Source organism: Mesorhizobium sp. M0077 (genome assembly GCF_040322955.1).
GTDB lineage: Bacteria > Pseudomonadota > Alphaproteobacteria > Rhizobiales > Rhizobiaceae > Mesorhizobium.
Map to the genome: position 1 here is coordinate 16443 of NZ_JAMYUL010000024.1, position 22852 is coordinate 39294.

Below are 22852 nucleotides of genomic sequence, written 5' to 3' on the forward strand. Positions count from 1 at the left end.
CTAAACATACAGTCAATATCTTTGCGACACAACTGCATGATCGGCACCGGCAGTGCGCCGGCGAAGCCGACATGATATGGTCAAGGTTGGGCCATTGATGAATTGGGGCAAGCCGTGGCGTGAGCGCCGCAGCCTGCAGGGCTTGGATCACGGTCATGCGCCTTTTTCTGGCGGTCGTGCTGCTGATGACCATGGCGCTCTTCTCCGCTGCGCGCGGCGAAGCGCGGATAGCGCTGGTTGTCGCCAATCCGGCCTCTGAGGGCTCACCGGCAATCGCCAACGCCGACCTCAGTGCCGAACTCGTTGCAGCGACACTACGATCGCTTAGCTTCACCGTCCGGCAGGTGTCGGATGGCGACCGCGCCGATGTCGCGCGCGCCATGCATGATTTCGCCCAATCCCTGGCCAATCCGGACTCCGTCGGCATCTTCTACTATGTCGGCCACACCGCGCAGGCCAACGGCAGGAACTATTTACTGACGCGCGGCACCCGGATCGATTCAAAGGAAACGGTCGACCAGACGGCATTGCCCCTCGATCTGTTCATGCAGGCGCTCGAGGCAACCCCGACATTGAAGGTGGTTCTGCTCGACAATCCCGGCGATGGCCACAACCCTACTTCCGGCGTGATGCAGGGTCTGGCTGCGGTCGATCCCCTCACCCACGCCATCGTCGCTCTGTCGGCCAAACCCGGAACCGTTGCACTGGACGAAGCCCGCCCCGTCACCGTATTTGCCGATGCGCTCACCGCTGCGCTGGTCAAGCGCGGCGCGGACATAGCCATCATCCTCGCCTCGGTCAGGCAAACCACTATCGACAAAACGTCAGGCGCCCAGTGGCCATGGATGGCATATGGCCGCTCGGCAGACGCTGCCTTTGTGCTGACGCCGGACCAGGTGGCCGGCGCGGCACCGGCGCTGCCGCTTGTGCCGGAACCGGCACCGCCGGCGATGGCGAGCGGCGGCTACATCTCCGGGAGTGGCGGTTGGGAGCCTGATGGCAGCGACTACGCCGATGGCAGCGGTCAGGAGCCCTACCCCATGGACGTTGCCCCGGGCTCCGGCAGTCCCGATGCCGCGATGGGCGACAGCGCCAAGGAGGCGGCGCTCTACGAGGAATACAAACGCCAGGAACAGCAGCGCCAATTGCAGGAAGAGCAGGCTCGGCAACGATACGAAGAGGAAAAGCAACGTCTTGAAGACGCAGCTGCGGCCGCTGCCCAGAACAATCTCGGCGGGACCTATCCGCAGGATGGCGGAGCCACCGGCGCCGAACCGCCCCCCGATAAGGCAGGGATCCCCCCTGAGGACGGCATGACATCGGCCCCGCCACCCGCGACCGGCGCCGAAAGTCCGCCGGAGGCGCAGGCGCCACCGAAACCAGCGCCGCCGCCCATCGACCAGGCGCAAAGCCCTCCTTCCGGCGGCGCCCTTCCACAACCCGAGACGGGCGCTGTCGAAGTGGTGCGCCATCCAACCATCGATGCGCCGGATGAGATTGTCGCCGGCGAGACGGTGACCGTTTCGATCGCCCTTACCGAAGAGCAATTCACGCCCGAAGTGAAGGTGAAGGCAGCGCCGGGCTCGTCGGTGACGGAAGATGGCGCCCTGGCCATGGCGATGCCGGCAGGAGCCGAGCAATGGCCGATCGACATCGATCTGTTCGCCTCCGGCTTCGATCTCACCGACGGCGGCAAATGGAGCCGACGGACGACGCTCTACCGCCAGGGCGACAGCGACTTCGTCCGCTTCGACGTCAAGGCGCGGCCGATCGCCAAGGACAGCAAGCCGTCCCAGTTCATCGCACGCATCTACAGCGCCGGGAGGTTCCTCGGATCGGCGTCGCGGTCCGTTGTCATCCGTCGCACAGCGCCTGTCGAGGCAGCCGCTCCGAGCGCCACAGCCGAACGCTCCGCAGCACCTGCCATGCTGATGCTGGCCGCAGCGGCGCCGCAGCCGGCGGTAACTGGCAATGTGACGCTCGGCGGCGCAGCCGGCGATGACGTCCCCGATCTCGACGTGACCATACTCTATGACGATCCGAGCGGGCTGGGTTCGGGGCAGATCATCATCCATTCGCCGCATCTGGCCGGTCCGGTGACCGATACGTTCTCGACGCCACCTGAGATGGCGGCATGGCTGGACTCCGAATATCGCCGCCTGCTGCAGCTCGGCCTGAGCCTGCGCGGCGCGGTATCGCTGCAGCAGCCTGCCGCAAGCAGCGATCCGGGGACGCAAAAGCGCTTTGTCACGCTCGCCGCCGAAGGTTTTGGCGATGCGCTCTACCGCGACTATGTGCCGAAAGCGTTCAAGGACGTGTTCTGGTCGCTGCGCGGCAAAGGCGAGCTGCATTCGATCCAGATCACCTCGAACAGCCCGACACTGCCCTGGGAATTGATCCGCCCGCGCAGCGTCGACGGCGCCACCGCCGACGGTTTTCTCGGCATGGGCTATCGGCTGGCGCGCTGGGCTCCGCGCAGCAGTGCCTCACAGGTCGACAACCCGCTCGACCGCATGACCTTCACCGGCGTCGCGGCTGTCGCGCCCTCCTATGTCGACAAGCGCTCGCTGCGCTTCCAACAGGACGAGATCGCGGCGCTGAGCAAGCTTTACGGCTACCGCCGCTTCGATGGCGATTTCACCTCTTTCGAGAAACTGGTCGGTGAAGTCTCGACCGGTTTCATTCATTTCTCCGGTCATGGCGCGGTCAACCAACCGGGCAGCGGCCGGCCGGTCTTTGCCATCGATCTCGTCGATCAGTCGCTCGACCCGGATACATGGGCTGCGTTGGTCGCCACCGCGCATGGCAAGGGCAATCCGTTCTACTTCTTCAACGCCTGCGACACAGGCCGTTCCCAGATGCTCGGCGGCTTCGTGCAGGGCTGGGGTCCGGCGGTTCTGGCGGGCGGCGCTTCCGGCTTCATCGGCGGCATGTGGCCACTGACCGACCGCGCGGCAGCGGCCTTCTCGACCGATTTCTATGGTGGCATCAGCACGCGGATCAAGGACAGGCCGGACTATCTGGCCGAGATCCTGCAGGATGTCCGCAGAGAATTCTACCAGACCGGCGATCCGACCTATCTCGCCTACACATTCTACGGCAACGCCAATCTTCAGATCGTCGCGCAGTGAGCGATGGATCGTCGTTGGCAGATTGGCTTCAGCCTACAACGCGTTTTGCGGGCATGGCACGCCGGCGTCGCCGCAGCGTGAGGCCGTCGGCCTGGAGCTCATGTCTTCGGAATGCCGTACAAGCTCAGCAAAGAGAAGGGCGAAGCTTCCCAGCATCAGGAAGACGATAATCAGGCGTGTCACCGGCAATATACAGGTCTCGACTGGCTAGCCCCCCAGCCACCCATCCTCTGTCGGCTAACATGATCGATCAGGCTTTACGAGTGCTTAAGCTCGCACTTAACCATCACATTCGCCGTTCCGGCGACATGAAGCGCGAGCCGCCGATTTCGTTTCGCCGCGGCCGCAACTGCGCCGACGATGCCTCCCTTTGCAGATGCGCTTGCCCATGCTACCCCACGCAACCGCCGCCGACCGCCATCGGCCGACCGCCATCGGAATGTCATGAGCAAAGCCAATTTCGCCTTCGTCTCCTCCGACACTGCCGATGCCAAGGCGGCGATGGAGAGCCTGTCGGCCCGCTATGGCCAGGCATCCTTCGACGACGCCCAGGTGGTGGTGGCGCTGGGTGGCGACGGCTTCCTGCTGCAGACCTTGCGCGACACGATGAGCACGGGAAAGAAGGTCTACGGCATGAACCGTGGCACCATCGGCTTCCTGATGAACGAGTACCGCGTCGGGGGCCTCACCGAGCGCATCGCGGCCGCCGTCGCCGAAACGATCCGCCCGCTGGAAATGCTGGCGTTGACGCATGAGGGCGAGACGGTTTCGGCACTCGCCATCAACGAGGTGGCGCTGTGGCGTCAGTCCTACCAGACGGCAAAGATCCGCATCACCGTCGACGAGCAGGTCCGCATCGAGGAACTGAACTGCGACGGCGTGATGATCGCGACGCCGGCCGGCTCCACCGCGTACAATCTTTCGGCGCACGGGCCGATCCTGCCGCTGGATGCGCCGTTGCTCGCGCTGACCCCGGTCAGCCCGTTCCGGCCGCGCCGTTGGCGGGGTGCCTTGTTGTCAAACAAGGCGACCGTACGCTTCGATATTCTGGAGTCGGAAAAGCGCCCGGTGAACACCGCCGCCGACCACACCGAGGTCAAGGCGGTGGCTTCCGTAACGGTCCGCGAATCGCCGACTGCGACGGCAACGCTGCTGTTTGATCCCAACCATTCGTGGAACGAACGCATTCTCGCCGAGCAGTTTCGCTATTGAGCCGGCGCAAAGAGTGACTACCTAATTAAGCATCGCGATTAAGCTTACGTTTTCACAATCGTGCCAATCCCGCCCGTTTCTGTTGACAAATCGCGGGCTTGCGCCTAATCGCAATACCAATCTTGCAGGCACGCTGTGCTTGCCGCGACGGATGCCGTTGCGCTTCCCCGAACCAGCCAAAGACAGCAACTCTTGTCCTCAGACACCACGACCGCTCTAGAAGCGTTGACCTTTTCAGACCTCGGCCTGTCGCCCAAGGTCCTTTCCGCAGTCACCGATGCGGGCTACACCGTGCCGACGCCGATCCAGGCTGGCGCCATCCCGCATGCCTTGCTCGGCAAGGATATTCTGGGCATAGCACAGACCGGCACCGGCAAGACGGCTTCCTTCGTGCTGCCGATGCTGACCCGCCTCGAAAAAGGCAGGGCCCGTGCCCGCATGCCGCGCACGCTGATCCTCGAGCCGACGCGCGAGCTCGCCGCGCAGGTCGAAGAGAATTTCATCAGATACGGCAAGAACCACAAGCTCAACATCGCGCTGCTGATCGGCGGCGTCTCCTTCGACGAGCAGGACAAGAAGCTGGAGCGCGGCGCCGACGTGCTGATCGCCACGCCCGGCCGTCTGCTCGATCACCGCGAGCGCGGCAAGCTGTTGCTCAACGGCGTCGAGATCCTCGTCATCGACGAGGCCGACCGCATGCTGGACATGGGCTTCATCCCCGACATCGAGCGCATCTGCGAGATGATCCCGTTCACCAGGCAGACGCTGTTCTTCTCAGCGACCATGCCGCCGGAGATCACCAAGCTCACCGAGAAGTTCCTGCATGCGCCGGTGCGCGTCGAGGTTTCCAAGGCGGCATCCGCTGCCACCAACATCATCCAGCGCCTGGTCAAGTCCGGCTCCAAGCCGTGGGACAAGCGCGAGACGCTTCGCAATCTGATAAAGGCCGAAGACGCCGAGCTGAAGAACGCTATCATTTTCTGCAACCGCAAGGTCGAGGTCGCGGAGCTGTTCCGCTCGCTGCTGAAGTATGATTTCGACGCCGGCGCCCTGCATGGCGACATGGACCAGCGCGCCCGCATGCAGATGCTGGCCAATTTCCGCGATGGCAAATTGCGCTATCTCGTGGCGTCCGACGTCGCCGCGCGCGGCCTCGACATTCCCGACGTCAGCCACGTCTTCAACTACGACGTGCCGATCCACGCCGAAGACTATGTCCACCGCATCGGCCGCACCGGCCGCGCCGGACGCTCGGGCAAATCCTTCACCATCGCCACCAAGTCCGACACCAAATACATCGACGCCATCGAGCGGCTGATCGGCAACAAGATCGAGTGGCATGACGGCGACCTGTCGACCGTGGTCGCCAGCGAAGGCGGCGAGGACGAAGCGCCCCGCCGTGGCCGTGGCGCTCCGCGCCGCGCCGGCCGCAAGGACGAGGACCGCAAGGCCCATGATCGCAAGGAGGGTGGCGAGCGCAAGCCGCGCGAACGCCATGCCAAGCGCAGCGACGACGCGCCAGCGGCAGATGCCGCGCGCGAGGAACAGCCGGTGGTAGCCGAGGCCGCGGTCGCCGACATCGGCGAACGGCATCAGCGCAAGGAAGCGATCCGCTCCGAAAACAGCGACCGCAAGGTCTCCGATCGCAACAACGAGAACCGCGCCCCGGAACGCGGCGACACAAGGCCGCAGCGCGCCAGCAACAGCCGCCCTGCCCGCGGCAACAACCGCGGTGAAGACAATGACGGCACCGTCGGCTTCGGCGACGACATGCCGGCCTTCATGAAGATCGTCGCCAAGGTCTGATTCCATGAGCCGCGGCGTCCCGAGGACGCGCGGCTTTCCTGGACGCGATTGGGATGCGAGATCTGGAGCCCGCTCAGGATCAATCAGCGCCATGCGCGGTAATCGCAAGACAGGCTCGATCTGCCCGATCTCTTCCGGCCTGGAGCGCTTCAAATACCCGTCGATGCTACAGGCTTTTGAGTTCCAGGCGGGATGCCAATAAATCCAGAAATGCCCGAACCTTGGCCGAAGATGACCGGCCTTCCTGCCACAAGGCATGGATCGGCACCGGTGCCGGCTCGAATTCCGTCAAAACCAGTTCGACGAGACCGTCGTCGACCAAATGTCTTATCTGCCACAGAGGCGAGAAGCCCAAACCCAGTCCGTGGATTGCGGCGGCATAGACCGAGGTCATCAGATTGGAGCGAAAAGCGCCTGCGACCTTCACGGTCCGGGGTTTCCCGTCGATCTGAAACGTCCATTCACCTGGACGCTCGTTAGCGGTTCTGATGATGCAACTGTGCTCACTCAGCTGGAAGGGATGGGCCGGCCGGTCGCACCGCGCGAAATAGGAAGGCGCGCCGAACACAACGCGCCGCAACGCTCCCAGGCGTTTGGCTTTCAAGTTGGAATCCGGCAAATCGCCGATGCGTATTGCCAGGTCGAGACCTTCGGCGCCAAGATCGGCAAATCCATCGGAAAGTTGAAGATCGACCTCGACCCGGGGAAATGTCCGCATGTATTCCGCGATGACAGGCATCAGGACGTTCGGGCCAAACAGAACCGGCGCCCCGATGCGCAGGACGCCTGCCGGCTCCGATCGTTGATTGATCGCCTGAAGTCTTGCGTCGTTTATTTCGTCGACCGCGGGTTTGATCCGGTTGAAAAAGGCTGCTCCGACTTCACTTGGTGTCGAGCGACGCGTTGTCCTGTGGATCAGCTCGACGCCGACTGATTGCTCCAGTGCCGCCAGGGACCGGCTGACCGACTGCAGCGAGCGGTTCAGCCGATGTGCGGCAGTCGTCAGACTTCCATGCTCGACGATCGCGATGAAAGCCTCGAAATCGTCCATCCGGCTCATGTATTCTCCCGATCTTCGACATAATATATCGCAAAAACGGGTAATTGTAACGACAAGTGCGACGTCGTACCTCTCTGCAAGTTGTCCCGCGAGGACAGGCTTGATGGAAGGGAATCGTCATGCAAGTAGCCAATCCAACTGTTCTGGTTGTTGGTGCCACAGGCCGAGTTGCGGGACTTGTCGTGCCTGAACTTGTCCGCCGCAATGCCAATGTTCGAGCGCTCGTTCGCGACCCTGCGAATGCCGAAAAGGCCCGGAAGCTGGGGGCATCCGAGGTAGCGACAGGAGATTTGCGAAATCGTCAGAGCCTCGAAAGGGCGGTCGAGGGCGTCGACGGCGTCTTTCACATTGGGCCGGCTTTTGCTCCCGATGAAGCAGCCATGGGCGTTGCCATGGTTGAGGCCGCCACGCGAGCAGGAGTTCGAAAGTTCGTCTTCTCGTCGGTGATCCAACCTACCAATACGCGACTGAAGAACCATGCCAGCAAGGTGCCTGTCGAGGCTGCTCTCTACTCGACGACGATGGAATATACGATTCTGCACCCTGCCAATTTCATGCAGAACCTCGCAGCGGCCTGGCCGTCCGTCGTTGAACATGGTGTTTTCTCGGAACCGTTTCCAAAGACGGCGAAGCTGGCCCGCGTCGACTACCGCGATGTCGCTGAGGTGGCGGCGATCGCCCTAACCGAAGCGCGATTGTCCGACGCGACCCTCGATCTGTGCGCTGACGGTATGCACAGCCGGGAAGACATCGTTGCGATGATGAGTGAGGAACTTGGCAGACCCATCTCTTCTGGTGAGCCGACATTTGGCGAGTGGGCGGCCGAGGCACGCCTTCCCTACAATGACCGCCAAATGCAGGTGCTGGCCAAAATATACGCCCACTATGCCCACTATGGCCTTGGCGGAAACAGTCTGACATTGCGCGCCGCCCTGGGCCGCGAACCGCGTTCGTTGCGCGGCTTTATTCGGAACCTGGCCCAGCAAATGGCGCAGGCCGCCTGACTGCGCTCAGCCCCGCATACTTTCACCTTTCGAGAAGGAGATAGGTGATGCGACCGTCATCCCACAAGGTTTTGAAATCGAGAAAGCTACCGGCCTCTTACAATGCGCTGGTGATGCCATTCGTTCTTTCCATCCTGATGTCGTGCATTGTTCCCGCGGTAGCGACGCTGATCAGTGCCGGCTGGACAACCGGTTTCGTGGCGACCTGGCCGTATGCATGGGGAGCATCATGGCTAGTGGGCTTTCCAAGTCTGCTGCTGGTCTTGCCGATCGTGCGCCGTATCGTTGCGGCAATTGTCGATCAGCCGACCTCGTAGGCCTTGATTACAGGGTCCGACATGCCAAACAAAACGGCCCTTGCGGGCCGCTTTTACCTTCGACTGACGGCTCGCAGCGCCATTGTCGGCTTCCGCGACCAGATACCTGTCCTCAAGCGGGCAGCCTTCATGCGCGCCGGCCCTCATGCCGATCGTCGTCCGAGCCTGATCCCGAGCACTCTCAAATGCAGCCGGCCAGCTTGCACTCTTGGCAAGCTCCTATCCTGGCCCGTCCGTCACATCGGGCCGGGCATCATCTTGGTCGGCTCTTCCAGCATCGGAAACTCTGCCTTGCTGCATTTCACGTTCGGGTTGGTCGGACTGAACATGCCGTTCGGATTGTCTCTGAACAGCCAGGCATGAAGGTCGTAGTGGACGAACTCCCTCGGAATGAGCGGATAGTGCCCTTCCATCGGTCCCATGAAGGTCTGGCCAAATAGTTTTGGAGGTTCCTTGGTGTCTGGCGTCAGGGGCATCAGCCATTCCACGCCAACCAATTTCAAGCCTTTCTTGGTCGGCTCGTAGATCAGCACATTGGGGCGCATCGGATCGAGTTTCTGACCGACACTCGGGACGTTGACGAAATGGATGCCCATAGCGCCCTTCGGATAGTCCATAGCGCCCTCGATCCTGTCCCCGCTGTAATAGACACACCCGACAGTCGACAGATAAAGGTCGCGGACGGCGACCGTGTAGTCCTCATATTTGGCGAGCGATTTCTTCAAAGCTTCGATGTCGGCTTTGTTGGCGTCCTCGGCTCGAGCCGTGGCGGCTGCGCACCAAGCTGAGGCCAGACCTGTCAAAATGAGGACGCCGCAACGCCCAAGACGAGCTGTTCTTGTCATGCATTCCTCCCAGATTTCCTTATCTGGCCGTGCAGGACCGGGGCCGACTAAAAGTGACTGCGCGGCCGTTTGTACCGCCCCATCCCCTCTGGAAACGCACCAATGCTAATCCCTTCCAAGGCCTCCGGAAAGGGATTATTAGAAATCTCTAATGCGTTAGACCTTTTGGCCGACCACAGGAGCCCAAAAAGAAAGCGGCCCTTGCGGGGCCGCCTTCGCATTTCGATGCCGAACAATTCAGGTCAGCGGCGAAAGCTGGATCTCGACGCGCCGGTTCTGCGCACGGCCGGCCGCCGTTCCGTTGGACGCGATCGGACGGGTCTTGCCGAAACCGGTGACGGCGAAGCGGCGCGAATCGACACCTTGCCCTGAGAGATAGTTGGCGACCGCCAATGCGCGGCGCTGCGACAGATCGAAATTGTGTTCGTCGCCGCCGGTCGAATCGGTGTGGCCGAACACGTCGACCGTGGTCTGCTTGAACTTCTTCAGCACCAGCGCAACCGAGTTCAGCACCTGGTAGAAGCCAGGCTTCACCGCATCCTGGTCGACGTTGAAAGTAATGTCGGACGGCATGTTGAGGATGATCTGGTCGCCGGTGCGGGTGACGCTGACGCCGGTGCCTTCGAGCTGGCGGCGCAGTTCAGCCTCGTTCTGGTCCATGGTCGCGCCGATGGCGCCGCCGGCCAGCGCGCCGATACCGGCGCCGATCAGCGCGTTGCGGCGGTCATTGCCGCCGGCAAGCAGGCCGAGGCCCGCGCCCGCCAGGGCGCCAAGGCCGGCGCCGGCTGCGGTGTTCGAAACCTTCTGCTCCCCGGTGTACGGATCGGTCGTGGTGCAGGCACTCACCAGCACAGCCGTCGCAACGGCGACGAGCACAGTCTTTTTCATAAGGATCGTCCCTCTCCAAAGCGCGGCCTTTGCGGCTCGCGCATATAAGCCCTTCTCCGGTCTTGTAACATGAAATGCGGCGAAAAACCGAGCGGCGAAAGCGGCTTCTCCCCGCTCGCGCCACACTTCTGCTTCGGCAGTTGGCGCTGGCCTACCAGAGGTTCTTGCCGTCAATGACGACCACCTCGACCTTATCGAGGTCGAAATCGTCGAACAGCCGCGAATTGACTGAGATCTTGGGATTGTCGAAGTCCGGTTTTCCGGTCGACCAGTCCGGCGTTTCGGTGAAGGTGCCGCAGCCGCAAATGGCGCAAAACCCGTGTTTGACGGTCTTCGATCCCCATTGATAGAAGGAAACGTTTTCCGGCGAGCTGGTGAGCTTGAATTGCGACGGAACGTAGTAAGCCCACAGCGAACCGCGCTTGGAGCAGAACGAGCAGGTGCATTGTGTTACCGTCTCGGGCGCCTGCGAAACCTCGAACGTCGTCGCCTTGCAATGACAGCTGGCCTTGATGGTCATGAAAAGCTTTCCTCTCCGTTGCCCGCCACCCATGCGGCAAGGCACCATAAAGGAAGGCTCCTGACAACTGTCTGTCAGCAGGCTCTGATCGATCGAGCCGAGCGGCGCTCTGGCTGAAGCAGGCCCGTCGTCACCTCCCAATCGTCGTCACCTGCCGATATAGGCGGCCAGTTCGTCCGGCGTCCCGTTTGGGAAAGCCTGTTTCAGAAAATCCAGGAACGCCGACACGCGCGCGCTGAGCAGCCGCCGGGAGGGGTAGAGCGTCCATAGAGAAATTTCGGGGCCGTCAATATCCCCCCAATTCACCAGTGTGCCGTCAGCCAGGTCGTGGGCCACCAACGAAATGGGAAGCCGTCCTGCGCCGATGCCGGCTCGCACCGCATCCCGGACCATGATGAGCGTCGACAAGGCGAGGACCGGCTCGATTCTAAGTGTTGCCCGGCCACCTGGTGTCTTCACCTGCCATGTTTGCCGCTCGCCTGTCCCGCGCGCAACGCCAGGAGCGGCGAGCCCATCGGCCGGGCGAGGAAGGTCCGGGCTCGCCACAACGACCAGGCGGTCGCGGAGAAACGCCCGTCCGACCAGGCTTTCATCGGGATCCGGATTGACCCGGATTACCAGATCGTAGCCTTCCTCGATCATGTCGACATGCCGGTCTTCGGTGGTCACTTCAAGCCTCACCTCAGGATACCTCAGGGCAAATCCCGCGGCGATCCTCCCCATTGCAGTCTGCGAAAAATGCAAAGGCGCGCTGATCCGCAATCTGCCCTTGGGTCTCTGGCCGCCCGAGGCAATCGCCGATGCCGTCTCGTCCAGCTCGGCAAGCAACGCCCCCGTCCGCTCGAAGAGCGCCCGTCCTTCTTCGGTCAGCTTCAGGTTACGCGCACCCCGTTCGAACAGACGCAGATCGAGACTGCTTTCCAATTCGCCAACCCGCCGGGACAATGTTGCTTTGGGCCGGCCGGTGGACCTTGCCGCTTTGCCGAAGCCGCCATGGCGGGCCACGAGGTTAAAATCGGCAAGGGCTAAAAGATCCATGACTGTCCCACCAGTGAGACGACGTGTCTAAAATTGCCGTCTACTGGGCTCTTTGTGAGCCACACATATTGGGGCTGTCAAGCAACCCAACAGGAGAAATTCCATGACCATTCTCGTTACCGGCGCCACCGGCAATATCGGCCGCCAAGTCGTCGAACAGCTCGCCAAGCGCGGCGCCGATGTGCGTGCTCTCGTGCGCGATCCGTCGAAAACCAGTTTTCCGGCAGGCGTATCCGTCGTGCAAGGCGACTTTCTCGATGTCGATTCGCTGCGCAAAGCCATGTCTGGCGTTTCCACGCTGTTTCTCTTGAACGCCGTGGTGCCGGACGAATTCACCCAGGCTTTGATCGCCTTGAATGTCGCCCGATCGGCCGGCATCGAGCGGATCGTCTATCTCTCGGTGATCCACGCTGACGTCTATGTGAACGTGCCGCATTTCGCGGGCAAGTTCGGCGTCGAGCGAATGATCGAACAGATGGACTTCAAAGCTACGATCTTGCGCCCGGCCTACTTCATTCAGAACGATCTGACGGTCGAAGACGTCATCACCGGCTACGGCACCTACCCAATGCCGATCGGCCCCAAGGGTCTCGCCATGATCGATGCCCGCGATATCGCCGAGATCGCCGCTCTTGAGCTGCTGCGTCGCGAACGGTCCAAGGAGCCGCTTGCGTTCGAGAGGATCAACCTCGTCGGTCCGCAGACACTGACCGGGACGGACATTGCCGCAATCTGGTCAGACGTACTCGCCCGCCCGATCAGCTACAGCGGCGACAATACGGAGGGTTTTGAGCAAAATCTCAAGCAGTTCCTGCCCGCCTGGATGGCCTACGACATGCGCCTGATGGGCGAGCGTTTCTTTACCGACGGGATGCTGCCCGAGACCGGCGACGTCGAGCGCCTGACGGCACTTCTGGGTCGCCCACTGCGGCCGTATCGCGACTTCGCCTCAGCACTCGCTGCTTCCGTCTGACGCAAGCGCCTTCAGCACCAAGGCCGGCCTTCCGATGAGAACTGCCAACAGAACTCAGTAGGAACGCGGTGGCACGAACAGGCAGATCGTCTTGCCTGCGTCGAGGCCGGCCTGGTGCGCGCACCAGTGGAAATCGCCGTCGGGTGAATCCTTGACCCGCTTGTCGCTCATCGGAACGACCTCCCCCGTTCCGGCGATGACATAGCCCTCCGGCTTTTCCAGCACCTCGCCGGTATGGGTGGTGCGGCAGTCGTAGTTTGCGCAGCAGGCGAAGGGATAACTCCAGCCTTGCGGCTTCGCCGCCGTAGGCTTGGCGTCATGGGCGAAGGCGGGTGCGGTCAGCACCGCAGCAAGCATCTCGATTGCAAAGATCGGGGTCACGAACAAGGAAAACAGGAGTCGGCCAGCCGGTTGAACGGCTCTGGCCGATCGGAGAGTGGCAGCAGACATGGAAGCGTTCCTTTCAAACGAGCATCAAGCGTTTCGCTTGCCCGTTCCCGGAACGTGTCTTCCCAGTGGCCGGATCGTCAGGTCGCAGATATGCCGCGTCCGGCCATAAATGCTTTTTCTCTTCCAGCCCTCGGATGCTGGGCTGATTCCTAGGTCGGCGCAAGAAGTTGCTGCGCGAGGCCGCACAACTACGCCGCTATCTGCAACCGCTGACGAGATCCAAGGCCAGGCTCAACTCCCGGCAGACGGGCATCGAAACAACGGGATTGGCCGTATGTGGTTCCAGCCTATACGTCGTCTGGACCGGCGATCACATGCCCTTCATATTGCGGCAAGTCGTCGGCGATGGTGAACCATGGCGCCTTGGAGCCGACGAAAATATGCGCGGTCGGCCGGATCGTCGGATCGTCGACCAGCGTGCCCATGGCGACATGGACATAGGCGCCGTCGCGGACCAGCGAATACAGCAACGAGCCGCAGCGGCTGCAATGCGCATCGTGGCCGCTGCCATCGCCGAAATGGATGAGCCCGTGATGCCCTTCGGCAAGGGCAAGTTTCTCGCGCTCGATGCCGGCGAAGGGCTTGAAGGCGGAACCTGTGGTGCGCCGGCAGTTCGAACAATGGCAGATCGCGGCATAGACGAACTCGTCCGCCACTTCATACTGAACCGTGCCGCAAAAGCATTTGCCGGTGAGCCTGCGAGTCATGGTTCCTCCTTCGCTCCCCCGCCAAGGGATGTTCTTATTCAAGTCAGCCGAGTCGAAAGTGGCGGAAGCGCAGGTATCATCCATTCGCAGGCCGGCCTCAGCTGAATATGAACATATCCTAGTCGAGGTCGGCCACGGCTTCACCGGCACCGCCCTCGATGCGCTGCGACAACGAGGCTTCCATGAAGTCGTCGAGGTCGCCGTCGAGCACGCTCGACGGGCTGGTGCTCTCGACGCCGGTGCGCAGGTCCTTCACCAACTGGTAGGGCTGCAGCACATAGGAACGAATCTGGTGACCCCAGCCGATGTCGCTCTTCGACGCTTCTGTGGCATTGGCCACCGCTTCGCGCTTCTTCAGCTCTTCCTCGTAAAGGCGCGAGCGCAGCATTTCCCAGGCCTTCGCCTTGTTCTTGTGCTGCGAGCGTTCGGCCTGGCAGGCAACCGCGATGCCGGTGGCGATATGGGTGATGCGAACCGCCGAGTCCGTGGTGTTGACGTGCTGGCCGCCCGAACCGGATGAGCGGTAGGTGTCGATGCGTACATCGGATTCCGAGACGTCGATCTCGATCCTGTCATCGACGACCGGGTAGACCCAGACGCTGGAGAAGGACGTGTGGCGGCGCGCATTGCTGTCATAGGGTGAAATGCGGACCAGGCGATGAACGCCCGACTCGGTCTTCAGCCAGCCATAGGCATTGTGGCCCTTGATCAGGAGCGTGGCGGACTTGATGCCGGCCTCTTCGCCGTCATGGACTTCCAGCACTTCGACCTTGAAACGGCGACGCTCGGCCCAGCGCGTGTACATGCGCAGAAGCATCGAGGCCCAGTCCTGGCTCTCGGTGCCGCCGGCGCCGGCATGGACTTCGAGATAGGTGTCGTTGGCGTCGGCCTCGCCCGACAGCAGCGTCTCGACCTGGCGGGCCTTGGCCTCGCCCTGCATCGAGCGGAGGGCTGCTTCCGCCTCGGCGATCACGCTCTGGTCGCCCTCTTCCTCACCCAGTTCGATCAGGCCGATATTGTCTTCCAGCGCCTGAGTCAGGCTTTTGACGCCGGCGATCCCGTCTTCGAGGCCCTGGCGCTCGCGCATCAGCTTTTGCGCTTCCAGCGGATCATTCCAGAGGCTGGAATCCTCGGCGCGCACGTTCAGGTATTCAAGCCGCTTTATGGCCTGATCCCAGTCAAAGATGCCTCCTCAGCAGGGTGATCGCCTGCCTGATCTCGTCGACAATATTCTGCGTTTCCGCGCGCATGGCTGGTTGTTCTGTCCTGTTTTTGAAGTGGCGCTTGGGTCGGCGCGATACATAGGCACGGCATTGCTGCCTGTAAAGCGAAATGGGCCGGCTCAACAAGCCAGCCCATTCGACGTAAAAAATCAGGTCGTCAGTAGAGTCCGCCGCCGGGTGCCTGGATGGCTTCCGTAGCCTGTGGCGATAGCGGTCCGCCGGCGCCGTTGGACCCGTCGGCGCCCATGCCGATCACCCAATAGCTGTCGGCGGGGCCGGTGCCGGGCTTGAAGGCTTCGATGATGGTGCCGGGATCGCCCGACGCGGCACGCATGCCGGTCTTGCGGTTGATGGCGACCATGTTCATGCCTTCCGGCACCTTGAAGTCGACATTGGGCGTGCCGTCCAGCGCAACGCGCATGAAGTCCTTGAAGATAGGCGCCGCCAGACCGCCGCCGGTGGCGCCATGGCCAAGACCGCGCGGCGTGTCGTAACCCATGTAGAGGCCGACGACGAGGTTCGGCGTATAGCCGATGAACCAGGCGTCTTTCTCGTCATTGGTCGTTCCGGTCTTGCCGGCGATGTGGCGGCCAAGCTCGGCGATGGTGGCGCCCGTGCCGCGCTGGACCACGCCTTCCATCATCGAGGTGATCTGGTAGGCGGTCATCGGATCGAGCACCTGCTCGGAATTGTCGACCAGTTCCGGTTCGGGCTGGTTGTTCCATTCGGGCGCATTGCAGCCTTCGCAGCCGCGCTCGTCCTGCTTGAACACGGTCTTGCCGTAGCGGTCCTGGATGCGGTCGATGAGCGAGGGTTTGATCGACTTGCCGCCATTGGCCATGATCGAATAGGCCGACACCATGCGCATCACCGTCGTCTCGCCGGAGCCCAGCGCCATCGGCAGATACGGCGCCAGATGGTCGTAGACGCCGAACCTCTCGGCATATTCCACCACCAGCTTCATGCCCATGTCGTTGGCGAGCCGCACCGTCATCAAATTGCGCGACTTTTCGATACCGGAGCGCAAGGTCGCGGGGCCGGCCACCGTGCCGTCATAGTTCTTCGGCGTCCAGGTCGTGGTGCCGCTCTGGATGGTGATCGGTCCGTCCATGATCACCGAGGCCGGCGTATAGCCATTGTCGAGCGCGGCCGAATAGACGATCGGCTTGAAGGACGATCCCGGCTGGCGCATCGCCTGCGTGGCACGGTTGAACTCCGACTGCGCATAGGAGAAGCCGCCGACCATGGCCAGCACGCGGCCGGTATGCGGATCCATCGCGATCAGGCCGCCCTCCACTTCCGGCACCTGGCGCAGCGTGTAGGCGCCTTCCGACCCTTCGTTCTTCTGCACGAAGATGACGTCGCCGGGCTGCAGTACATCGGCCGGAGACTTGGCCTTGACCGTCTTGCCATCGACCACATGGCGCATGGCAAAGCTCATGTCTTCCTTGCTGACGGCGCCTTCGATGCGTTCCTTGACGATATCGCCCGAAATCTGCCGCGTCGGCTGCAGGCCGATGGAAAGGCCGGTCGCGGAGCTGTCGAGCACGACGGCAAGCGACCATTCCGGCACGTCTTCCAGCCCCTTGACGTTGCCCAGCGCCACGCCCCAGTCGCCGGAAGCATCGATATGCGTCACCGGTCCGCGATAGCCGCGCAGCGTGTCGTATTTGAGCAAGCCGTTCTGCATCGACTTGCGGGCGATGAGCTGGATCTTCGGATCGAGCGTCGTGCGCACCGAAAGGCCGCCCTCATAGAGCGCGTTCTCGCCATAGCGCGAGATGATCTGGCGGCGCACTTCCTCGGTGAAATATTCGCCCGCAAACAAATAAGAGCCGTTGCGACGCGGCGTCACGCCGAGCGGCTCGGCCTTGGCCTTGTCGCCTTCCTCGCGCGTCACGTAGCCGTTCTCGACCATCTGGTCGATGACCCAGTTGCGGCGCTCGATGGCGCGGTCGGCATGCTTGAAGGGATGGTAGTTGTTGGGCCCCTTCGGCAGCGACGCCAGATAGGCGGCTTCCGCGACCGTGAGTTCGTTGACCGACTTGTCGAAATAGGTCAGTGCCGCGCCCGCAACGCCATAGGCGCCGAAGCCGAAGAAGATTTCGTTGAGATAGAGCTCAAGGATGCGGTCCTTCGAATAAGCCTGCTCGATGCGGAAGGCCAGGATCATCTCCTTGATCTTGCGCTCGTAGGTCTGGTCCGAGGACAAGAGGAAGTTCTTCGCCACCTGCTGGGTGATGGTCGAGGCGCCGACCTGGCGCCTGCCCGAACCCAGATTCTGCAGGTTGACGTAGATGGCGCGGCCAAGCCCGGTGATGTCGATGCCGGGATGGTTGTAGAAATTCTTGTCCTCGGCCGACAGGAACGCCGCCTTGACCCGGTCCGGAACCGCCTGGATCGGCAGATAGAGCCGCCGTTCGCGCGCATATTCGGCCATGAGCGAGCCGTCGGAAGCATGGATGCGGGTCGTCACCGGCGGCTCGTACTTGGCCAGGACCTCGTAGTCGGGCAGGTCTTTCGACAGATGGCTGATGTATATCGCCACGCCCGCGGCGACGATAAGCGCCAGCGTCGTGCCGATACCAAAGAAATAGCCGATAAGACGAATCATGCCCGCTCCAGTCCGAGGTCCGGGAATTTCCTAGACGAAGCCGCCTTTCGCGCAAGCCTTCGCAACGGTCCCGATCCGTGATGGAAAACCCATGTCGCCACCATGTGGGCAAAATACGGCAGTGCCCGGTTTCGGCATCCCCCACCGGAAATAAAAGCGCCTGGTGTTGTCGGCGTGCAACGCTGCCTCCGGTTGTGGGCGGCGGCGACCATCTCAGCCTCCGGTTCCCGTTCCCATCTTGGCGGAGGCAAACAGGGCGATGGCGTTGGTGATGCTCTGCGCCGCCTTGCCGCGCCAGTCGGCGTCGAGCAGTTGCGCCTCATCCTTGGCGTTGGAGAGATAGCCGAGTTCGACCAGCACCGACGGCACATCGGGCGCTTTCAGCACTTTGAAGCCGGCCGAGCGCTGCGGATTGTTGATCAGGCCGACGCTGGTGGACAACTGGCCGACCAGAGTGTGGGCAAAGCTCATCGAGAAATTATGCGTCTCGCGGCGGATCAGGTCGATCAGTATGTCGGTGACTTCCTTGTTGTCGTCCTTGATCACCATGCCGGTGAACTGGTCGGAGAGGTTTTCGCGGTCGGCAAGCGCCTGCGCTTCCGGGTCGGATGCCTTGTCGGAGACGGTATAGACGGTGGCGCCTCTGATACCCTTGACGCTGATCGTGTCGGCATGGATCGAGATCAAAAGGTCGGCCTCGTGCTGACGGGCGATGCGCACGCGGTCATCGAGCCGCAGGAACTCGTCGGAATCGCGCGTCATGAACACGTCGTAGTTGCCGACGGCGGCGAGCTTGTCGCGCAGTTCGGTGGCGAAGGCCAGCGTCACGTTCTTCTCGATGGTGCCGTTGAGGCCTTCGGCGCCACCGTCGATGCCGCCATGGCCGGGATCGATGACGATGGTGAAGCGATGCCCGGGATTGGAGATCGGCCCTGTGCCGACCCTGGAGCCCTTGTCGGTGGAGACGGTCGAGCCGGTGGTCAGCGCCTGGTTGGCAAGGGCTTCGTCGAACTCGCGGTCGGAGGCTGCCGACACGTCGATGGCGATGCGATAGCCTGCGCCGTCCTCGTTCTTGAGCACGTCGAGCTTGTCGACCGAGAACGGCCCCTTGCCGGTCAGGATCAGCCGCGATCCCTCGCCCTGATCGCCATAACGCACCGCTTTGACCAGGCCGCGGGCCTTGGCGTCCTTCGCGCCAATGGCGAATCGGGTGCGCGGCAGGTCCACGACCAGCCGGTTGGGGCCGCGCAGCAGGAACCATTTGATGTCGGGCTCGCGGTCGAAATCGATGACGATGCGCATCTTGGTTGCGTCGCCGGCCATCTTGTAGGCGGTGGCGCCGAGTGGCGCATCGGCGGCGCGTGAAACCGGCGCAAAAGCAAGGCAAAGCGCCAGCAGCAACAGCACACCGGCAGCGCGCAGGAAATGGCCTGCACGGCCATGGCCCTTGTCTGTGGTGCCCGCCAGTCCCATTTCTTTGCAGTCGCTCCCGGTTTGGCGCCTTGCGCCCGCGTGGTTGGTCGAAATGCCGGTCAGGCCGCAGACTCGATTAACGATTGGTATCCAGAGAAGGTTAACCAAGCCTTTTCATCGAGGATTAAGGCCTGTGCTTCCGTTACGGCACTGCTTTTTGCCGGCATCCGAAATCGGGGTTGCCTTCCACCCCGTCAAATCATAAAAGCGATGGTGGATCACTGCAATCCTGGAACCGCTTCTCCCGCAGCTTCCTGCTACAGGTCAGATGAAAGGCGGCTCCTTTCGCTCCAGCGAAAAGGCTTAGGTGATCGCGACGAATTTCGCAGGTGTGCGCCCGTGGCGGGGGAATCGCCTGCGTGAGGAAAACGGCCGGGTTTGTTCCCGTGCCGGCTCTGTATGAGCAAACAAGCTGGTCCGGTTCGTCCGGGCTTTGGTTCAAAAGGTTCTGCTGGTGACGATGGCTTCAAGCGCAATCATGGAAAGGTCCGCATCAAACCGCGCCATTGTGGCTGCGGGCGGCACCGCCATGGCGCTCAAGCGGCGTCCGGCGGACATTCAGACATCCGGCACCCACATCGCAGACACGCAGCAGCGGGCTTTGCCTCGCAAGCTGCGGCTGACGGCTGCCGGGAGGAAACGAAATAATGCCCAACAAAATGCTGATAGACGCCTCCCACCCGGAGGAAACACGCGTTGTCGTTATCCGCGGTAACCGTATTGAAGAATTCGACTTTGAATCTCAGGACAAGAAGCAGCTCAAAGGAAACATCTATCTCGCCCGCGTAACGCGCGTCGAACCTTCCCTTCAGGCAGCCTTTGTCGAATATGGCGGCAACCGTCACGGTTTCCTCGCCTTCAGTGAAATTCACCCCGACTATTACCAGATCCCGGTCGCCGATCGTCAGGCTTTGCTGCGCGCTGAAGCGCAGGAAGCCGAGGACGAGGAGAACGAGGACAATGAGGGCGACGACCGCCAGAGCCGCGATCGCGGCCGGCGCGGCCGCCGGCGCGGCGGCAAGGGTCGTGAGCGCGGCGAACACAAGCGCGACGCCGGCGCCGATGATGAGAACGGCGAACATGGCGATGCCGGCAGCGATGCCGTCTCCGAAGAGCCTGCTTCCGAGCATGCCGCGGCCGATACCGCCGGGCATGACGATCATGCCGGGCATGGCGGCAGCGAAGCCTCCGACGCCGAGACATCCGGGACCGAACCGTCGGAAGGCGGCCCGACATCGATCGCGGCAAGCGTCGAAGCGGATGTGATCTCCGAAGCTGTCCCTGCGGCGGAGCCGGGTGACGAAAGGTCGTCCAGCGAGGCAAGTGGCGAAGCCACCTCCGAGGACAATGATCGCGGCATGCTGGAAGAGGTGCAGTCCTCGCATCCGGACGACCACGAGATCGAATCCGTAGGCGCCGAGGATGCGCTGGAAGAGGTGCGCAGCCGCCGCAAGCCGGTGCGCCGCCAGTACAAGATTCAGGAAGTCATCAAGCGCCGGCAGATCCTGCTGGTGCAGGTGGTCAAGGAAGAGCGCGGCAACAAGGGCGCTGCGCTCACCACCTATCTGTCGCTTGCCGGCCGCTATTCCGTGCTGATGCCCAACACCGCACGCGGCGGCGGCATTTCGCGCAAGATCACCAGTGCCGTCGACCGCAAGCGCCTCAAGGAGGTCGTTGCCGATCTCGAAGTGCCGCAGGGCATGGGCGTCATCCTGCGCACCGCCGGCGAAAGCCGCACCAAGGCGGAAATCAAGCGCGACTACGAATATCTGATGCGGCTTTGGGAAAACGTCCGCAATCTGACGCTGCAATCCACCGCCCCTGCCCTCGTCTATGAGGAAGGCAGCCTGATCAAGCGCTCGGTGCGCGACCTCTACAACAAGGATATCGACGAGATTCTTGTCTCCGGCGAGGAAGGCTACCGCGAGGCCAAGGATTTCATGCGCATGCTGATGCCGAGCCACGCCAAGGTGGTTCAGCCGTTCCGCGACACGACGCCGATCTTCGTGCGCAACGGGATCGAGGCGCAGCTCGACCGCATGCTGCAGCCGCAGGTGACGCTGAAGAGCGGCGGCTATATCATCATCAACCAGACCGAGGCGCTGGTCGCCATCGACGTCAATTCGGGCCGCTCCACCAAGGAGCACTCGATCGAGGACACCGCTCTCCACACCAACCTTGAAGCGGCGGAAGAAGTCGCCAGGCAATTAAGGCTGCGCGATCTCGCCGGCCTGATCGTCATCGACTTCATCGACATGGAGGAGAACCGCAACAACCGCTCCGTCGAGAAGCGGCTGAAGGATCACCTCAAGAACGACCGAGCCCGCATCCAAGTCGGCCGCATCTCGCATTTCGGTCTGATGGAGATGTCGCGCCAGCGCATCCGCGCCAGCGTGCTGGAATCGACCATGAAGCCCTGCCCGCATTGCGGCGGCACCGGCCATGTGCGCTCCGATTCGTCGGTGGCGCTGATGGTGGTACGGGCGATCGAGGAATTCCTGCTCAAGGATTCGCGCAGCCACATCACGGTGCGAACCCCGGCGGCGACCGCTCTCTATGTGCTCAACCACAAGCGCGGCACGCTGGTGGAACTCGAAAGCCGCTTTGGTCTGACGATCACCGTCGAGGCCGATGACACGGTCGGTGTCCAGCACTATGCGATTTTCCGCGGCGCCATTGCCGAAAAGCCGGAAGGCTTTGTCGAAGCGCGAACCTTCCCGGCCTATGTCGAGCCGGAAGAGCCCGAGGACGAGATCGTCATCGAGGAGGAAGACGACGAGGTTGTGGTACAGGCCGAGCAGCCGCGCCAGGCGCAGCCGCAGTCGCAGCAGCAGCAGCCGAGATCGGCTGAGGACGGCGAAGGCCGCGATCGCAAGCGTCGCAAGCGCCGCAGGCGGCGCGGCGGCAAGGATCGCGAACGCGAACATGGCGATCACGAGCATGGCGCCGAAGGTGCTTCGGTTTCGGCGGCAAGCGACGACTTTGCCGCTGAACCAGGCGCTGACGATGCAACACAGCAAGACGAAGCCCAGGTTGGCGCCGTCGAAACGGTGGAAGCATCAGATGACGCCCAGGGCAAGAAGCGCCGTCGCGGCAAGCGCGGCGGCAAGCGCAATCGTCGCGAAGACGGCACGGAGACCGAAGCCGGCGAAACCGCCTCGGTGGCCGAGGCCGCTGAAGTCGGAACGGCCGCAAGCGAGCCCGTAGCAGCCGTAGCGGTTGAAGAAGCAGCGGCTCCCGCCGCGGCGAACGACGACGCTCCAGCCGAAAAGCCGAAGAAGAAGCGCGCTTCAAGGGCAAAGAAGGCTGTGGTGGAAGTCGCCGATGAGACGGCGGCCGAGGCTGCACCGGAAGCTGCCGTCGAAGCAGCCGCCCCCGCTGCGGCCGATGCCGCCACGGAAACGACCGTCGACGACGAGCCCGCCAAGGCTCGCCCGTCACGGCGCAAAGCCGTGGCCGCGGATACCTCCGCGGTGCCGGTGGTTTCCTCCAGCGTTGCCGACGAGGCAAAGGCCGAGGAAAAGCCGAAGCGCGCCGGCTGGTGGCAGCGGAAGGGCTTTTTCTAAGCTATTCAGCCGATTAAGATAGGTT

17 protein-coding genes are annotated in these 22852 nt (G+C 62.5%); 7 read left to right on the forward strand and 10 right to left on the reverse strand.

The genetic code is table 11. The features are described 5' to 3' along the window. The first annotated feature begins 155 nt into the window (after positions 1 to 155). From NKJ57_RS29025 to NKJ57_RS29035, 3 genes are all read left to right on the forward strand, one after another. Positions 156 to 3131, forward strand: a complete 2976-nt coding sequence (locus NKJ57_RS29025) for a caspase family protein (protein ID WP_352513686.1) — start codon at positions 156 to 158, stop codon at positions 3129 to 3131. 444 nt (positions 3132 to 3575) lie between these two features. Beyond that, a complete protein-coding gene (locus tag NKJ57_RS29030; protein WP_023715779.1) occupies positions 3576 to 4343 on the forward strand; it encodes an NAD kinase in 768 nt (255 codons plus the stop codon). Between the two features lie 192 nt (positions 4344 to 4535). Continuing rightward, complete coding sequence (locus tag NKJ57_RS29035; RefSeq protein ID WP_031196539.1) at positions 4536 to 6149, forward strand: DEAD/DEAH box helicase; 1614 nt, start codon at positions 4536 to 4538, stop codon at positions 6147 to 6149. Positions 6150 to 6315: 166 nt separating this feature from the next. Here NKJ57_RS29035 and NKJ57_RS29040 read toward each other — a convergent pair whose 3' ends face one another. Beyond that, a complete protein-coding gene (locus tag NKJ57_RS29040) occupies positions 6316 to 7209 on the reverse strand; it encodes a LysR family transcriptional regulator (RefSeq protein ID WP_023691233.1) in 894 nt (297 codons plus the stop codon). Positions 7210 to 7328: 119 nt separating this feature from the next. On the opposite strand from NKJ57_RS29040, the gene NKJ57_RS29045 reads away from it, so the two are divergent. Further along, complete coding sequence (locus NKJ57_RS29045) at positions 7329 to 8213, forward strand: NmrA/HSCARG family protein (protein WP_352513685.1); 885 nt, start codon at positions 7329 to 7331, stop codon at positions 8211 to 8213. A 47-nt stretch (positions 8214 to 8260) separates the two neighbouring features. Further along, positions 8261 to 8530 (forward strand): DUF2798 domain-containing protein, encoded by a 270-nt coding sequence (locus tag NKJ57_RS29050; RefSeq protein ID WP_352513684.1) that lies wholly within the window; start codon positions 8261 to 8263, stop codon positions 8528 to 8530. A gap of 236 nt (positions 8531 to 8766) precedes the next feature. Here the strand turns inward: NKJ57_RS29050 and NKJ57_RS29055 are convergent, their stop codons facing one another. The 4 genes from NKJ57_RS29055 to NKJ57_RS29070 form a co-directional block, all read right to left on the reverse strand. After that, positions 8767 to 9375, reverse strand: a complete 609-nt coding sequence (locus NKJ57_RS29055; RefSeq protein WP_023751009.1) for a hypothetical protein — start codon at positions 9373 to 9375, stop codon at positions 8767 to 8769. A 237-nt stretch (positions 9376 to 9612) separates the two neighbouring features. Next, positions 9613 to 10263, reverse strand: coding sequence for a YiaD family glycine zipper/OmpA-like lipoprotein (locus NKJ57_RS29060; RefSeq protein WP_023667470.1), 651 nt, complete (start codon positions 10261 to 10263; stop codon positions 9613 to 9615). 151 nt (positions 10264 to 10414) lie between these two features. Further along, a complete protein-coding gene (locus tag NKJ57_RS29065) occupies positions 10415 to 10783 on the reverse strand; it encodes a GFA family protein (protein WP_023667471.1) in 369 nt (122 codons plus the stop codon). Between the two features lie 147 nt (positions 10784 to 10930). Further along, the gene (locus NKJ57_RS29070) at positions 10931 to 11821 is read right to left on the reverse strand and encodes a LysR family transcriptional regulator (protein ID WP_023681487.1); all 891 of its coding nucleotides are present in this window, start codon (positions 11819 to 11821) and stop codon (positions 10931 to 10933) included. 103 nt (positions 11822 to 11924) lie between these two features. Between NKJ57_RS29070 and NKJ57_RS29075 the strand changes: the two genes are divergently transcribed. Then, positions 11925 to 12794, forward strand: a complete 870-nt coding sequence (locus NKJ57_RS29075; protein ID WP_023667473.1) for an NmrA/HSCARG family protein — start codon at positions 11925 to 11927, stop codon at positions 12792 to 12794. A gap of 54 nt (positions 12795 to 12848) precedes the next feature. Here the strand turns inward: NKJ57_RS29075 and NKJ57_RS29080 are convergent, their stop codons facing one another. The 5 genes from NKJ57_RS29080 to NKJ57_RS29100 form a co-directional block, all read right to left on the reverse strand. Further along, on the reverse strand, positions 12849 to 13244 hold the full coding sequence (locus NKJ57_RS29080) for a hypothetical protein (RefSeq protein ID WP_023751010.1): 396 nt from the start codon (positions 13242 to 13244) through the stop codon (positions 12849 to 12851). 287 nt (positions 13245 to 13531) lie between these two features. Continuing rightward, on the reverse strand, positions 13532 to 13951 hold the full coding sequence (locus NKJ57_RS29085; protein WP_023751011.1) for a GFA family protein: 420 nt from the start codon (positions 13949 to 13951) through the stop codon (positions 13532 to 13534). 118 nt (positions 13952 to 14069) lie between these two features. After that, positions 14070 to 15201 (reverse strand): peptide chain release factor 2 gene (gene prfB, locus NKJ57_RS29090; protein ID WP_155922402.1). Its coding sequence is split into 2 segments (ribosomal slippage): positions 14070 to 15134 and positions 15136 to 15201, totalling 1131 coding nucleotides; the frame shifts between segments, so codons are not numbered across the junction. 130 nt (positions 15202 to 15331) lie between these two features. Continuing rightward, positions 15332 to 17788 (reverse strand): penicillin-binding protein 1A, encoded by a 2457-nt coding sequence (locus NKJ57_RS29095; protein ID WP_352513683.1) that lies wholly within the window; start codon positions 17786 to 17788, stop codon positions 15332 to 15334. A gap of 213 nt (positions 17789 to 18001) precedes the next feature. Next, positions 18002 to 19261 (reverse strand): N-acetylmuramoyl-L-alanine amidase, encoded by a 1260-nt coding sequence (locus NKJ57_RS29100; RefSeq protein ID WP_352513682.1) that lies wholly within the window; start codon positions 19259 to 19261, stop codon positions 18002 to 18004. A 647-nt stretch (positions 19262 to 19908) separates the two neighbouring features. Between NKJ57_RS29100 and NKJ57_RS29105 the strand changes: the two genes are divergently transcribed. After that, positions 19909 to 22827 carry an Rne/Rng family ribonuclease gene (locus tag NKJ57_RS29105; protein WP_352513681.1) on the forward strand — a complete coding sequence of 973 codons (2919 nt, stop codon included), beginning with the start codon at positions 19909 to 19911 and terminating at the stop codon, positions 22825 to 22827. The last annotated feature ends 25 nt before the right edge of the window (positions 22828 to 22852 follow it).